Source organism: Arthrobacter monumenti (assembly GCF_054511255.1).
Window position 1 is genome coordinate 404,942 of record NZ_JBTNCY010000001.1, and the last position, 13,458, is coordinate 418,399.

14 protein-coding genes are annotated in these 13,458 nt (G+C 63.1%); 6 read left to right on the top strand and 8 right to left on the bottom strand.

Features of this window, described 5'->3' with window-relative positions:
• Nucleotides 1–163 precede the first annotated feature (163 nt).
• From ACX80B_RS01950 to murA, 4 genes are read right to left on the bottom strand one after another with little or no spacing between them, the layout of a single operon-like run.
• Nucleotides 164–1,321 (bottom strand): D-alanine--D-alanine ligase family protein, encoded by a 1,158-nt coding sequence (locus tag ACX80B_RS01950; RefSeq protein WP_459292476.1) that lies wholly within the window; start codon nucleotides 1,319–1,321, stop codon nucleotides 164–166.
• The gene (locus tag ACX80B_RS01955) at nucleotides 1,318–2,346 is read right to left on the bottom strand and encodes an NAD(P)H-dependent glycerol-3-phosphate dehydrogenase (RefSeq protein WP_459292478.1); all 1,029 of its coding nucleotides are present in this window, start codon (nucleotides 2,344–2,346) and stop codon (nucleotides 1,318–1,320) included. The genes ACX80B_RS01950 and ACX80B_RS01955 overlap by 4 nt, the downstream gene beginning before the upstream one ends.
• Nucleotides 2,343–3,131: a lysophospholipid acyltransferase family protein gene (locus ACX80B_RS01960; protein WP_459292480.1), complete on the bottom strand. Its 789-nt coding sequence runs from the start codon at nucleotides 3,129–3,131 to the stop codon at nucleotides 2,343–2,345. The genes ACX80B_RS01955 and ACX80B_RS01960 overlap by 4 nt, the downstream gene beginning before the upstream one ends.
• Nucleotides 3,132–3,147: 16 nt before the next feature.
• Nucleotides 3,148–4,470: a UDP-N-acetylglucosamine 1-carboxyvinyltransferase gene (murA, locus tag ACX80B_RS01965; RefSeq protein ID WP_459292482.1), complete on the bottom strand. Its 1,323-nt coding sequence runs from the start codon at nucleotides 4,468–4,470 to the stop codon at nucleotides 3,148–3,150.
• Between the two features lie 289 nt (nucleotides 4,471–4,759).
• On the opposite strand from murA, the gene ACX80B_RS01970 reads away from it, so the two are divergent.
• Both ACX80B_RS01970 and ACX80B_RS01975 read left to right on the top strand, forming a co-directional pair.
• On the top strand, nucleotides 4,760–5,224 hold the full coding sequence (locus ACX80B_RS01970) for a hypothetical protein (protein ID WP_459292484.1): 465 nt from the start codon (nucleotides 4,760–4,762) through the stop codon (nucleotides 5,222–5,224).
• Between the two features lie 27 nt (nucleotides 5,225–5,251).
• Nucleotides 5,252–5,563: an MmcQ/YjbR family DNA-binding protein gene (locus ACX80B_RS01975; RefSeq protein ID WP_459292486.1), complete on the top strand. Its 312-nt coding sequence runs from the start codon at nucleotides 5,252–5,254 to the stop codon at nucleotides 5,561–5,563.
• A gap of 30 nt (nucleotides 5,564–5,593) precedes the next feature.
• Here ACX80B_RS01975 and ACX80B_RS01980 read toward each other — a convergent pair whose 3' ends face one another.
• The 3 genes from ACX80B_RS01980 to leuC form a co-directional block, all read right to left on the bottom strand.
• Nucleotides 5,594–7,282 (bottom strand): peptide chain release factor 3, encoded by a 1,689-nt coding sequence (locus ACX80B_RS01980; RefSeq protein ID WP_459292488.1) that lies wholly within the window; start codon nucleotides 7,280–7,282, stop codon nucleotides 5,594–5,596.
• A 214-nt stretch (nucleotides 7,283–7,496) separates the two neighbouring features.
• Nucleotides 7,497–8,099 carry a 3-isopropylmalate dehydratase small subunit gene (gene leuD / locus ACX80B_RS01985; protein WP_459292857.1) on the bottom strand — a complete coding sequence of 201 codons (603 nt, stop codon included), beginning with the start codon at nucleotides 8,097–8,099 and terminating at the stop codon, nucleotides 7,497–7,499.
• A gap of 2 nt (nucleotides 8,100–8,101) precedes the next feature.
• Complete coding sequence (leuC, locus tag ACX80B_RS01990) at nucleotides 8,102–9,640, bottom strand: 3-isopropylmalate dehydratase large subunit (RefSeq protein ID WP_459292490.1); 1,539 nt, start codon at nucleotides 9,638–9,640, stop codon at nucleotides 8,102–8,104.
• A 126-nt stretch (nucleotides 9,641–9,766) separates the two neighbouring features.
• Here leuC and ACX80B_RS01995 point away from each other — a divergent pair, with 126 nt between their 5' ends.
• Nucleotides 9,767–10,486: an IclR family transcriptional regulator gene (locus ACX80B_RS01995; RefSeq protein WP_459292492.1), complete on the top strand. Its 720-nt coding sequence runs from the start codon at nucleotides 9,767–9,769 to the stop codon at nucleotides 10,484–10,486.
• A 230-nt stretch (nucleotides 10,487–10,716) separates the two neighbouring features.
• On the opposite strand, the gene ACX80B_RS02000 is transcribed toward ACX80B_RS01995, so the two are convergent.
• Nucleotides 10,717–11,919, bottom strand: coding sequence for a TerC family protein (locus ACX80B_RS02000; protein ID WP_459292494.1), 1,203 nt, complete (start codon nucleotides 11,917–11,919; stop codon nucleotides 10,717–10,719).
• 321 nt (nucleotides 11,920–12,240) lie between these two features.
• On the opposite strand from ACX80B_RS02000, the gene ACX80B_RS02005 reads away from it, so the two are divergent.
• The 3 genes from ACX80B_RS02005 (at nucleotide 12,241) to ACX80B_RS02015 (ending at nucleotide 13,436) form a co-directional block, all read left to right on the top strand.
• A complete protein-coding gene (locus ACX80B_RS02005) occupies nucleotides 12,241–12,552 on the top strand; it encodes a DUF3040 domain-containing protein (RefSeq protein ID WP_459292495.1) in 312 nt (103 codons plus the stop codon).
• On the top strand, nucleotides 12,549–13,010 hold the full coding sequence (locus ACX80B_RS02010) for a VOC family protein (protein WP_459292497.1): 462 nt from the start codon (nucleotides 12,549–12,551) through the stop codon (nucleotides 13,008–13,010). Before ACX80B_RS02005 ends, ACX80B_RS02010 begins: the two co-directional genes overlap by 4 nt.
• A gap of 162 nt (nucleotides 13,011–13,172) precedes the next feature.
• Entirely contained in the window at nucleotides 13,173–13,436 is a 264-nt protein-coding gene (locus ACX80B_RS02015; RefSeq protein WP_459292499.1) for a helix-turn-helix domain-containing protein, read from the top strand.
• The last annotated feature ends 22 nt before the right edge of the window (nucleotides 13,437–13,458 follow it).

Consider the following 13,458-nt stretch of genomic DNA (forward strand, 5'->3'; position numbering starts at 1 on the left):
ACATGACCTGATTCTTGGTGAAGAGGACCGCCGCTTCCGCCTTCGGGCGGGAGCGGCGGTTTTTCTTTGCGCAGTCTGGTTCGCGCCGGGAGTAAAACCGACGCTGATCCGGAGATTTGCGGCACATACGGTCTTGTTTTACTCCCGAGCGGAACGATCAAGCTCAGCGCAGGCCGGTCTTCCGGTTCAGGGCAAGATAAATGAGTTCGTCGATCAGTTCTGTATAGCCGATGCCGGACTTGGCCCACATCTGCGGATACATCGAGGTTGGCGTGAAGCCGGGCATCGTGTTGATCTCGTTGACCACCACTTGCCCGTCCGGGGTGTAGAAGAAGTCCACGCGGGACAGCCCCTCCGCCTCCACAGCATCGAATGCCTGCACCGCCTGGATACGGATCCGCTCGGTAACCTCGTCGGGCAGATCGGCAGGGCAGGTCAGCGCCGCAGCGGTGTCATCGACATACTTGGCTTCAAAGTCGTAGAACTCGTGGGCTCCGGCATGGTCGACGACGATCTCCCCCGGCATGCTGGCCCGGGCATCGAAGCTGTTCCGCCCGCCAAGCACGGCACATTCAATTTCCCGGCCCTCGACGGCGGCTTCCACCAGCACCTTCGGGTCATGTTCACGCGCTGCCTCAATCGCAGCAAGCAAGCCGTCCCGCGAAGCGACCTTGCTGATTCCCACCGACGAACCGGCACGCGCTGGCTTCACGAAAACCGGGAACCCGAGTCCTGCGGTCCGGCTCATCGCCTCCTCGGCGTCACGGTTCCACTGCTTGTCAGTGATCACGGCATACGGGCCGACGCTCAGGCCGACCGACTCGAAGATAACCTTCATGAAGTGCTTATCCATCGACACGGCCGAGGCCAGCACGCCGGCCCCGACATAGCGCAGGTCCACCAGCTCGAAAAGTCCCTGGATGGTGCCGTCCTCGCCAAACGGGCCATGCAGCAGCGGCAGCACGACGTCGATCTCGCCCAGTTGGCGCGGCATCTGTTCCGGCGCCACGGCGACGAGCTGGCGGTCGTCCAGGCTCTGCCCCACGGTCAGCGACTCCACCGACGCGGTCACCTCAGGCAGCGTGTCCGACGACAGCGACCACTGCGCAGGATCATCGGCGACCAGCGACCATTGGCCGTTCTTGGCAATCCCGACGGGGACGACGTCGTACTTGTCCCGGTCAATGAACTGGAGGACACCGGCGGCAGTCACGCAACTAACGGCATGCTCCGAGGAGCGGCCGCCGAACAGCACGGCGACCCGCGGCTTCCGACCGTTGGAGTCCGACGGCGTTGAACCGGCAGGCGTTGCCGCACTCACCGCACACCCTCGTGTTTCAGCTCCCGGGCCAGCAACAGCGGTCCGAGCTGGTCGACGGAAATCTCGCGCCGCAGCACCGCACACAACGCTTCGGTAATAGGCATGTCGATCCCCCGCTGCTGGGCTGCGTCGAGGACCGGCTGGGCGGATTTGATGCCCTCGGCGGTCTGCGTCATCTCCGCGGCTACCTCCTCCAGCGTCAACCCTTTGCCGAGCAGCCGGCCGGCCGTGTGGTTGCGCGACAGCGGCGACGAGCAGGTCGCGACCAGGTCGCCGAGACCAGCCAGGCCGGACATGGTTTCCGCATGCCCACCGAGCGCAATCGCGAGCCTGGTGGTTTCAGCCAGTCCGCGGGTAATGACCGACGCCTTGGTGTTGTCACCCATCTGCTTGCCTTCGCAGACGCCGACGGCCAACGCGATGATGTTCTTGACGATTCCGCCGATTTCCACGCCAACGACGTCAGTGTTCGTGTACGGGCGGAAGTACGGAGTGGTGCACAGTTCGGCGGCCCAGCAGGCGACGTCATGGTCGGTGCAGGCCACCACGGATGCTGTCGGCTCCTCGCGGGCAATCTCCTTGGCCAGGTTGGGTCCGGAGACGACGACGACGCGCTCGTCCGCCAGGCCCAGCTCCGCCTTGATGACTTCGCTCATCCGCGCATCGGTGCCGACCTCAAGCCCCTTCATCAGGGAGACGACGACGGCGGAACTGCTCAAGTAAGGCGCCCAGGCCGGAAGCTGACCGCGCAGCGACTGCGCCGGAACGGCCAGGACGACCAGTTCGGCGCCGGTCAGGACCCAGCCGATGTCGGTCGAGGCGGTGATGTTTTCCGGCAGGTCGATACCAGGAAGGTACTGCGAATTCTGGTGTCCGGTGTTGATCTCGGAGACTACTTCCGGACGCCTGCCCCAGAGGCGGATCTGACGGTCGAACGGTGCGCCGCAGTCGGCGACGATCTTGGCGAATGTTGTACCCCAAGAGCCTGCGCCCAGTACGGCAATCGTCTGTGGTGCGGGCTTCATGCAGTGCTCCCTGGATCCTTCGACGTCTTATCGTTCTCTATCTTCTCAGCCGTTCTGGTGATTACCCTGCCATACGGCGTTTGGTTTTTGTTCTTCGGGTCCCAGCGTTCGGCCGGAGCCGGCTCGCCGCGCAGTTCCGACAGCAGGGCTGTGATGGCATCCAGAATGACGTCGGTGGCTTCCTGAAGCGTTGCTTTATCCAGCGGCCGGTCGGCAAAAGCGGATAGGTCCACCGGCTTGCCCGCCAGCAGCCGCACGGTCTTGCGCGGGAAGGGGTAGAGCCGCTTGGCGTAGCGCGGAAACAACTGCTGCGCGCCCCAATGTGCAATCGGCACCACCGGCGCGCCGGTCTCCAGGGCGAGCCTGGCGGCACCGGTGCGGCCCTGCATCGGCCAGTAATCCGGATCCCGCGTCAAGGTGCCCTCGGGATAGATGATGATCCCGCCGCCGTCGTCCAGCACTTCCTTGGCCACCTGCAACGACTCCTGCGCGCCGACACTCCCCCGGTACACCGGAATCTGCTTGGAGCCGCGCAATGCCGCTCCGAAGACCGGAACCTTGAACAGCGACTCCTTGGCCAGAAAGTGCGGCAGGACCCCTTGGTTGTAAATGAAGTGCCCGACGACGACGGGGTCGATTTCGGTGACATGGTTGGGGCAGATGATGAAACCCTGATCCTTCGGGAGGTTCTCCGCCCCCGACCACTTCTTACCGAGCAGGAGATTGATCAGCGGTCGCAAAACGTACGCCAGCACCCGGAAAGTGTTGCGGATCGTGGGGGTCATTAAGGACGCGCTCCGCTCAGCTGTCGGTCAGATCAAAGTCCGCGCCCAGAGCCGCAAGCTTCTGCGGAAAACGCTCGTACCCCCGGTTGATGATGTCGATGCCGGTCACGCGTGAAGTTCCGGTGGCGGCGAGGGCTGCAATCAGGTGGCTGAAGCCGCCGCGCAGGTCCGGAATGTCGATATCCGTGCCGCTGAGCTGAGCCGGGCCGGAGATGACCGCCGAGTGCAGGAAGTTGCGCTGGCCGAAACGGCACTCGCCGGATCCGAGGCATTCGCGGTGGACCTGGATATTCGCGCCCATGCGCACCAACGCATCCGTGAAGCCGAACCGGTTCTCATACACGGTCTCGTGCACGATCGAGACGCCTTCGGCCTGCGTGAGTGCGACGACGAGCGGCTGCTGCCAGTCGGTCATGAAGCCGGGGTGGACATCGGTTTCGAGCACCAGCGGGGAAAGCTTGCCGCCGGGGTGGTAGAACCGGATGCCTTCGTCGTCGATGTCGAAGGCGCCACCGATCTTCTTATACGTGTTCAGGAAGGTCATCATGTCGGTCTGCCTGGCGCCGTGGACGTAAATGTCCCCGCGGGTCACCAGCGCGGCCGAGGCCCACGATGCCGATTCAATCCTGTCCGGCAGCGCCCGGTGCTTGTAGCCGGAGAGCTGGGCAACGCCTTCAATCCTGATCGTGCGGTCGGTCTGCACGGTGATGAGCGCACCCATCTTCTGCAACACGGCAATCAGGTCGATGATCTCGGGCTCCATGGCGGCGCCGCGCAGCTCGGTGATGCCTTCCGCGCGGGTGGCGGTCAGCAGTACCTGCTCGGTTGCTCCGACCGACGGGTAGGGCAGCGACAGCTTTGCACCCTTGAGCCCTTTGGGAGCAGAAATGTGGATTCCGGTATGGAGCTTTTCGACGACGGCGCCAAACCGGCGCAGAACGTCCAGATGGAAGTCGATGGGCCGGTCGCCGATTTTGCAGCCGCCCAGGTCCGGGATGAAGGCTTCGCCGATGCTGTGGATCAGCGGGCCGCAGAACAGGATCGGAATCCGGGAGTCACCAGCGTGCGCATCAATGTCGGCTGTGCTGGCCGTCTTCGCGTTGACCGGGTCGAGCGACAGATCGCCGGTAACTGCGTCTTTCGCGACTTCGACACCGTGGAGTTTCAGCAGGTTGGTGACGACGTCGACATCTTTGATTTCCGGAACGTTGCGCAGGATTGAAGGTTCGGAGCCGAGCAGCGAGGCCACCATAGCCTTCGGAACCAAGTTCTTGGCTCCGCGGACCTCGACACGGCCCGCGAGCGGCACGCCGCCGCGAACGGTTAAGACACTACTCATGAACACCTGTTTCCTAGATAAAATCCGTCCCGGACTGCTGAGAGACTCCTCCAAGTGTAAGAGGACCTGTAACCATTCCGAAATAACCGGAGCACGTGTCCCGGCGTTTACAGCCAGGTGAACGTGCGGTATCCGCATTCCTGTGCGGATCCATGCCTCCGCAGGGTGTAAACAGGGTAGCGGAAGTCACGCCGGCAATAGTACTCGACAGTAACAAAACAGTGTGTGTAATCTCTCACTCAGGTGATGTAGATCGCCTCTTTGCACTACTTCCTTGGGGGAGCGCCGCGTGGAACATAAGCTTCGCGTTCTTGTTCGTTTCAATATTGATCTCAACTGTGCTTCTGTCGAAGTACGCGGGTGCCTGACCTATCACGGTTGCGACGCCCTGCTACCTATTATCCGCCGCGCACGTCACCTCTCCGGTGGCATGCCCGTCGTCGTCAATCTCCGCAAAGCCCGGCACATCGAAGAGGATGCGCTGGGCTATCTGCAGGAACTGTGCGCCGACGATTTCCGCAAGGTCGTCGCCGACGAGGTGTCAGGAGACCGGTTCAACCGGGATGACCGCGCCGGCCGGCCCGACGACACCGTCACCATCGAGATTCCGGGCATGCTGCCGCTCTGCCCGGCGTTGAAGGTACTGCATAACGCCGACGCCGCCAGACTGGCGTTTCTGCAGCGGAACCCCTCGGTACTCGGCGCCAAGGGTCTGCGCGGGCTCGAGCCCGCTGCCGCCAGCATGGTTCCGTAAGGCGACCGGGCACCCCCGAGAGGCGCGATGGCAACCGAGGACGATGTCCGCCGCAGCTGCCTGGCCATGGCCGGCGTCACTGAGCGTCCCAGTTGGGGGCAGCCTGCCTGGTTCGCGCGCACGCTGATGGCGCGGATCTGGGACGAAGGCGTACTCACTGTGAAATCCGACGAGCGCGATGCCCTGGCCGCGACCGCGCCGGACATCTACTACTGGACGCCGCACCACGAACGCTCGCAGCAGCTGGTCCTCATCCGGCTCGACAAGGTTCCCGACGACGAACTCCTGGAACTGCTCCAGGAGTCCTACCGCATTGCCGGTCCGGTCAAGAACCGGTAGCCGTCAGCTCAAGAGCCGATAGCCGTCAGCTCAAGAGCCGATCGCGGTCAGCGTTGCCTTTGGGTGCGACTCCTTGAAGTGGGCAATCTTGTACCGGTCGGCGAAGACCGCGACGGCTTCTCCATCGCCGCGGTACAGGATCTCGCCGCCGCGGAAGGCCTGCGGCGCGGTGTCCACGCCCTCCGTTACACGCCGGATCAAGGTGTATTCCATCGACTCGAGCCTGACCGGAGCGCGGAACTCCTCCCGCATGCGCTGCTCGGCAACTTCAAACTGCAGAGGCCCGACGGCGGCCAGCACCGGTGCTTGATCTCCGCGCAGGTCCGAACGGAACACCTGGACAACGCCTTCGTGCTCCAATTGCCCGATCCCCCGCCGGAACTGTTTGTACCGTCCGGGATCAGTGGCCCGGCAAACGACGAAGTGTTCGGGAGCGAAGTGCGGGATCCCGGCAAACTCGACCGGCATCCCCCGGTACAGGCTGTCGCCGACCCGGAGACTTGCGGCGTTAACCAGGCCAACGACGTCGCCGGGCCACGCCGTCTCCAGTGCCTGGCGGGTCCGTCCCACAACCCGATGCGCGTACTTTGTCGCGAACGGCTTATCGGTGCGGGCGTTGTTGATCACCATGCCGCGCTCGAACACCCCGGAACAGATGCGCATGAAGGCAATATGGTCGCGGTGCGAGGCGTTCTGGCCGGACTGGACCTTGAAAACAAAGCCGGAGAAATCGCCGTCGACATCCCGGACGTCGCCGTCGCTCGAGGTCCTTGCCACGGCCGGCGGCGCCAGCTCCACCAGGACGTCAAGCAACTGCCGCACACCGTAGTTGCGCGCGGCCGCGGTAAACAGCACGGGCGTCAGTTCGGCGGCCCGGAACGCATCCCGGTCGAATCCGCCGTGCGAGGAAACCACCAGATCGGCCGTCTCTTCCGCAGTTTCCCATAACTCGGCTTCCGTGGCATCCAGTTCGGAGGCATTCACCGGGTCTTCGCGGGCCGGCAGCGCGCCGCCCTCGACCGCCTCGAGCTTCAGGGAAAGGCCCTCGCGGATGTCGATCAGGCCCTCGAAACTGCCGGCGATCCCTGCAGGCCAGGTCAGCGGCACTGGGACCATCGAGGTGCGTTCACCGATCTCGTCGATCAGCCCGAGCGCATCGTGTCCCGGCCGGTCCCACTTGTTAATCACGGTCACGATCGGCAAACCGCGCTGCTTGCAGACGTCGAGCAGCTTGAGTGTCTGCGGTTCAAATCCTTTGGCGGCATCGATGAGCATGACGGCGCAGTCGACGGCGGCGAGAACCCGGTACGTGTCCTCGGAAAAGTCGGCGTGACCGGGAGTGTCGACGAGGTTCAGGACAGTGTCGCGGTGCTCAAACTGCAGCGCCGCCGAGCTGATGGAGATCCCGCGTTCCTGCTCCATGCCCATCCAGTCGGACACCGTGCTGTGGCGGCTCGACTTTCCGTGCGTAACACCGGCGTCCTGGATCACCCGCGCGTGCAGGGCCAGTGCCTCGGTCAGCGTGGATTTACCGGCGTCCGGGTGCGAAATGACAGCAAACGTACGACGGCGGTCCGCCTCGCCACGGACTTCCGCAGCGATCGCTGAAGTGCGTGCGGCGGCGTTGGCAGGAACCGTAGCTTCTGCCGATCCGCCGGCGACCGTAGCGTCCGCACCACCTTCAGCGCCGGGTGTTTCCGACGTCGTACTCGCGCTCATTGGCGTACTGATCCTTCCGAAGATTGTCGGCGCTCTCTGCGGATGGAACCTGAAACCATCAAAACTGCCGGCTATCAACTCTAACTCACGGTCAGAATCGCCAGCTCCGGCGGACTATTATCATCTGCCGGACGCTCCTACCCAAGAACAGCCGACATCCGCCCGGTGCCGCGGCGGGCCGCAACCCGAACGTACTACTGCACCCGGCCAGGCGCTACTGGACCTTCGCGGGAAGCGTCTTCGGCTTGAAAGAAGGCCGCTTGTTCTCGAAGTCCGTGATCGCCTGCTCATCGCGCAGGGTCAGGCTGATGTCGTCCAGCCCTTCCATCAGGCGCCAGCGGGTATATTCGTCGATCTCGAACGGCGCGACCAAGCTGCCGCAGGTGACCATGCGCGACTCCAGGTCGACGGTGATTTCCGTGCCCGGGGCCTCCTGCAGGATCTTCCAGATCAGTTCGATGTCGTCCTGCTGCAGCTGCGCTGTGACGAGCCCCTGCTTGCCGGAGTTGCCGCGGAAGATGTCGCCAAACCGCGATGCCAGCACCGCCTTGAAGCCGAAGTCCTTCAGCGCCCAGACTGCGTGCTCGCGCGATGACCCGGTGCCGAAATCCGGCCCGGCCACCAGCACGGAACCCTTGTTGAACGGCTCTTTATTGAGGATGAATTCCGGATCCTTCCGCCAGCTGGCGAAGAGCGCGTCCTCGAAGCCGGTCCGCGTGATCCGCTTGAGGTACACGGCCGGAATGATCTGGTCGGTGTCCACATTGGACTGGCGCAGCGGAACGCCGATGCCTGTGTGGGTGTTGATTTTCTCAATCATTACTGGCTCACTTTCTGCGCTGCTTCGTCGGCGTTGACACTGCCCGGCTCAGCCACATGGCTGCCGGATCCCACGCTGCCGCCCGGGCCGCCGTCGTCGTAATCCATCAGGTCCGACGGCGAACTCAAGGTGCCGCGCACCGCCGTCGCCGCGGCGACCACCGGAGAAACCAAGTGGGTGCGGCCGCCCTTGCCCTGGCGGCCTTCAAAGTTACGGTTCGACGTCGATGCGCACCGCTCCCCCGGCTGCAGCTGGTCCGGGTTCATGCCCAGGCACATCGAACAGCCGGCGAAACGCCATTCCGCGCCGAAATCCTTGAATACCTGGTCCAGTCCTTCGGCCTCCGCGTCGAGACGGACACGGGCGGACCCGGGCACGACCATCATGCGGACCTTCGGATCCTTCGTGCGGCCGCGGATGACGTCGGCGGCGAGGCGCAGGTCCTCGACACGGCTGTTGGTGCAGGAGCCGAGGAAGACGGTGTCCACGCGGATGTCCTTCATCGGCGTGCCGGCCTTCAGGTCCATGTAGGTCAGCGCGCGTTCGCAGGAGGCCTTGTCGTTCTCGTCGGCGAAGTCGTCCGGGGACGGGACCGAGCCGGAGAGCGAAACGCCCTGGCCGGGGTTGGTTCCCCACGTGACGAACGGCTCGAGCTCATTGGCGTCGAGGAAGATCTCGGCGTCGAACACGGCGTCATCATCGGTGGTCAGTGACCTCCAATATTCGACGGCGGCATCCCAGTCCTCGCCCTCGGGAGCGTGCGGGCGGCCCTTCAGATACTCGAAGGTGGTCTCGTCCGGAGCGATCAGGCCGGCACGGGCGCCTGCCTCGATGGACATGTTGCAGATGGTCATCCGGGCTTCCATGGACAGCGCCCGGATGGCTGAGCCGCGGTATTCGAGCACGTAGCCCTGTCCGCCGCCGGTGCCGATCTTCGCGATCACGGCCAGGATGATGTCCTTGCTGGAGACGCCGGGCTTGAGGTCCCCTTCGACCGTGATGGCCATCGTCTTGAACGGCTTCAATGGCAGGGTCTGGGTGGCCATCACGTGCTCGACCTCGGACGTGCCGATGCCGAATGCCAACGCGCCGAAAGCGCCGTGGGTGGAGGTGTGCGAGTCGCCGCAGACCACCGTCATGCCGGGCTGGGTAAGGCCGAGCTGCGGGCCGATAATGTGCACGATCCCCTGTTGCGCGTCACCCAGCGAGTGGATGCGGACACCGAACTCCTCGGCATTGGCGCGCAAGGTGTGGATCTGGGTCCGGCTGGTGGCATCCGCAATCGGCTTGTCGATTTCCAGCGTCGGAGTGTTGTGGTCCTCGGTGGCGATGGTGAGGTCTTTGCGGCGCAGATCGCGGCCGGCCAGGCGGAGGCCCTCGAAGGCCTGCGGGGACGTGACCTCGTGGAGGAGGTGGAGGTCGATGTAGAGCAGGTCCGGCTTGCCGTCCTCGCCCTTGCTCACAATATGGTCAGCCCATACCTTTTCCGGCAGCGTCTTTACTGTTTTGCTTGCGCTGCCTTGAACGACCGGATCCATGGTCTCTTCCCTTCACCTGATGTGTGTTCAATCCAACTGAACGTAAAACCAACTGAACAGCACCCGCGCGTGTCTGCGCCACTGTGTGGACTTGCATCTCATTATCTGAGACGGCAATATCAGTCTATGGACAATTCTAGCGGAGTCGGCGTCATCGATAAAGCAGCCATGGTGCTCGACGCGCTCGAGTCCGGGCCGGCGTCGTTGGCTCAACTGGTGACGGCGACCGGACTGGCGCGGCCCACCGTGCACCGGCTGGCCGTGGCCTTGGTGCATCACCGGCTGGTCAACCGCGACATCCAGGGGAGGTTCGTGCTCGGAACCCGGCTGGTGGAGCTCGCGTCCGCCGCCGGCGAGGACCGGTTGACCGCCGCCGCCGGGCCCGTGCTGCTGCAGCTCCGCGACGCGACCGGCGAGAGCGCCCAGATCTTCCGCCGGCAGGGTGATTCGCGGATCTGCGTTGCCTCCGCCGAACGGCCCGTGGGCTTGCGGGATACGATTCCCGTCGGCACTCAGCTGTCCATGAAAGGCGGATCCGCCGCGCAGGTGCTGCTCGCCTGGGAGGATCACGACCGATTGCTCGAAGGACTTACCAACGCGCGCTTCACGCCGACCGTCCTGGCCGGGGTCCGCCGCCGCGGTTGGGCACAGAGCCTCGGCGAACGCGAGCCCGGCGTCGCCTCGGTTTCGGCTCCTGTGCGCGGACCGTCGGGGCGGGTCATCGCGGCGCTTTCCATTTCGGGCCCGATTGAACGGCTCACCCGCCAGCCCGGACGGCTGCATTCCGACGTCGTCTGCAATTCCGCCCGGATCCTCACCGAAGCGCTCCGCAAATCCGGCGAATAACGGCCCCGGGCCGCGTGCGTTCACTCGCCGGCTCCTCCGCCACCCACCCGTTCCCATCGAGTAGGGTCAGCCCCCCACTCGGCGGCGTTCACATCGCGAACCTGAACCCTTAGCGCGAAAGCACGGTAAGGAACCACTGCCTCTGCACTTTAGGTACCGCCTCGGCGAAGGCACCCACAGCTCTCGCACATTACGTTCAGGTTCGGCGGGCTGACCTGGGCGGGCCGGGGTCACTCGACAGGGAGGTTGCCCGCCAGGTAGGCCTCGTGCACGCGGTGCGCTTGCCGCCGTCGTTCTCTGATGACTTCAATGTCCTTGACCTTGTTGCGGTACTTGAGATCCATCGTCGAAATGTGTTGCTCCTCCTTGGCCAGGGCGTTGTAGACACGCTCCCGCTCGGCCGGGTCGGTGGTGTAATACAGATCCAGGTAGTTCTCCGCATGGCGGCGGGCGTTGGACACTGCCGTCTGGGCCTTGCCGGCCGGACTCATGATGGACGCAATGATCGTTACCGCCAGCACGCTGAGGATCACGCTCAGCGACAGACCGGTGCTGATTTCCGCGACCGGGACCGACTGACCGTCGTTGATGAATGGCAGCGTGTTCTCATGCAGCGCGTGCAGGACCAGTTTGGTTCCGATGAATGCCAGGATGGCGGCCAGCCCATAGGAAAGGTAAATGAGCCGGTCCAGCAGTCCGTCAATCAGGAAGTAGAGCTGTCGCAGGCCGAGCAGCGAGAACGCGGTCGCAGTGAACACGATGAACACGTTCTGGGTCAGGCCAAAGATCGCCGGAATCGAATCCAGCGCAAACAGGATGTCCGTACCGCCGATTGCGACCATCACCAACAGCATCGGAGTCATGACGCGTTTGCCATTTTCGACGGTGAAGAGCCTGTCGCCGTCGTACTCATCGCTGGTGCGGAACATTTTCCGGGCGAGGCGGATCATGAAATTGTCTGCCTTGTGGCTCTCTTCGCTCTGGGGTTTGAGCATGTTCCCCGCAGTTACCAGCAGAATGAGGCCGAAGATGTAGAACACCCACGCTAAAGTGTTGATCAGGGCGGCGCCAAGGAAAATGAACCCGGTCCGGGCAATGAGCGAGAAAACGATGCCGATCAGAAGTACCTTTTGCTGGTCCTCCCTCGGTACCTTGAAGCTGGCGATGATGATCAGGAAAACGAACAGGTTATCGACAGAGAGTGCTTTCTCGGTCACATAACCGGCGAAGTATTCGGCACCCAGTGTGGCTCCGCCGAAGATGAGTACCGCGACGCCGAAAAGCAGCGCGATCCCGACGTAGGCGGCGGACCAGACGGCCGCTTCCTTCAAGGTGGGGACGTGTGCCTTGCGGATGTGGAAGAAGAAGTCGTACGCCAGCAACGCGAGGATCAACGCAATGGTGAGCGACCAGACGAATGGAGAAACAGTCATGTCAACCGGCTTTCGAGAGAGCTGTGGATGAGCTGTAAGTCTCTCCACCAGCATCGAAACACCGGCACCCTGCACTCGGTGAGGCTTATCGCCTGACGTGTTGACGGTTGCAGTGCTGCGGGATACTCCCCTACGTACTTCTCATATTACCGATGGCGGCCCTGTCCTGCACCATATAGGATGTGTGATATTGGCTACATTCCCGTCCCCCGGGCATTGTACCGGTGGGAGAATGGAAATGACCACCCGCACGATGGTTTATTTATCCGGCAACGATGCTGGACCTTAAAAGTCACGATTGGCAGGTCGAGATTTGTGCCTTTGTCTGAACATGAGCGTCAAGAGCTGGCTTACCTGGAGGAGCAGCTTACCGCCGAGGATCCGGAGTTAGCGGCCTCGTTCTGGCCGCGCGGTAGCACCAAGCCACCCGGCAGCACGAGACCTGCAAAAGAGTCACTCATTCTCGGGCTGCTCCTGATCGGCATCGGCGCCGCTGTACTTATTGCCGGAATGGCACTCTCCACAGCCACTCTCAGTCTTATCGGAGTACTCATCGCGGCAGCAGGGATCACCTGGAAGGTCCTGCACTGGCTCAGAACGCACTATGAATCCTATGGAGATGGCCACCAATGACGCCGGACACGCCGAGCCAATCTGCCACACGGGACGGGCCGACGAGGCCGCGGCTGAAGCTCGCCTCAGCAGTGATGTTCGTAGTCAGTCTTGACCGGTCGGTCCCCTTCTACGAAGAGCTCCTAGGGCTGGAGGCGACGGTCCGGAACGAAAGTGCCGCACTGCTGGTCAGCCCCGATGGCTACCAGCTATACCTGCGCGAAATGGGTAAACGGACGCACCATTGGCTCGGCTCGGTCGGCATTCAATATTTGGTGTGGACAGCGGAGAACGAACGCGACCTGCAACGCTGCGAACAAGTAATGCGGAAACAGTCACCGAACGTCACCAGCCAGAAGATCGATGGCTTCACGATGCTGGAAGGCCGGGGTCCGGACGACGTGCCGGTTGTGGTGACGTACCCCGGTCCCGTGCAGGCCCCTCGGCACGACATTCTGGACAGAATCTACCGCTGGTAGGCGCATCATCCACCAGCGGTAGGCGCATCCGCGGGCCGTAGCGCTTCTACGACGCTGAGTATCCCTATTAACGCCAGTAACAAGGAAACCCCAAGCTCTGACGACTATTCCTAGACATACGCTATCGGCCGGACCGATAGGGCGAGCGAGTCGGGAGACATCATGAGTGCCGAATCATCACATCCACACCATCGGAAGCCAAGCCACAGTCCCAAACCTTCCGACGCGGTGAATAAAGTGTTCCACGGGGTGGAACTGCTGACCGTCGACGAGGTTGCGGAGGCACTGCGCGTTTCCAGAATGACGGTCTACCGGAAGGTCCATTCCGGCGAGCTGCCATCCGTGCATTTCGGCCGTTCCTTCCGCATCCCGGCAAGCGCTATGGAAGCCTACCTCCCGCCTGAGCTGCGCGAAAAACACGACTAACAGCTTTCCCTTCCGCCGGTAC

Coding starts and splice junctions, on each gene's coding strand:
- ACX80B_RS01955 (WP_459292478.1), bottom strand. CDS start 2,346: ATGAAGCCCGCACCACAGACGATTGCCGTACTGGGCGCAGGCTCTTGG.
- ACX80B_RS01960 (WP_459292480.1), bottom strand. CDS start 3,131: ATGACCCCCACGATCCGCAACACTTTCCGGGTGCTGGCGTACGTTTTG.
- murA (WP_459292482.1), bottom strand. CDS start 4,470: ATGAGTAGTGTCTTAACCGTTCGCGGCGGCGTGCCGCTCGCGGGCCGT.
- ACX80B_RS01975 (WP_459292486.1), top strand. CDS start 5,252: ATGGCAACCGAGGACGATGTCCGCCGCAGCTGCCTGGCCATGGCCGGC.
- ACX80B_RS01980 (WP_459292488.1), bottom strand. CDS start 7,282: ATGAGCGCGAGTACGACGTCGGAAACACCCGGCGCTGAAGGTGGTGCG.
- leuC (WP_459292490.1), bottom strand. CDS start 9,640: ATGGATCCGGTCGTTCAAGGCAGCGCAAGCAAAACAGTAAAGACGCTG.
- ACX80B_RS01995 (WP_459292492.1), top strand. CDS start 9,767: ATGGACAATTCTAGCGGAGTCGGCGTCATCGATAAAGCAGCCATGGTG.
- ACX80B_RS02000 (WP_459292494.1), bottom strand. CDS start 11,919: ATGACTGTTTCTCCATTCGTCTGGTCGCTCACCATTGCGTTGATCCTC.
- ACX80B_RS02010 (WP_459292497.1), top strand. CDS start 12,549: ATGACGCCGGACACGCCGAGCCAATCTGCCACACGGGACGGGCCGACG.
- ACX80B_RS02015 (WP_459292499.1), top strand. CDS start 13,173: ATGAGTGCCGAATCATCACATCCACACCATCGGAAGCCAAGCCACAGT.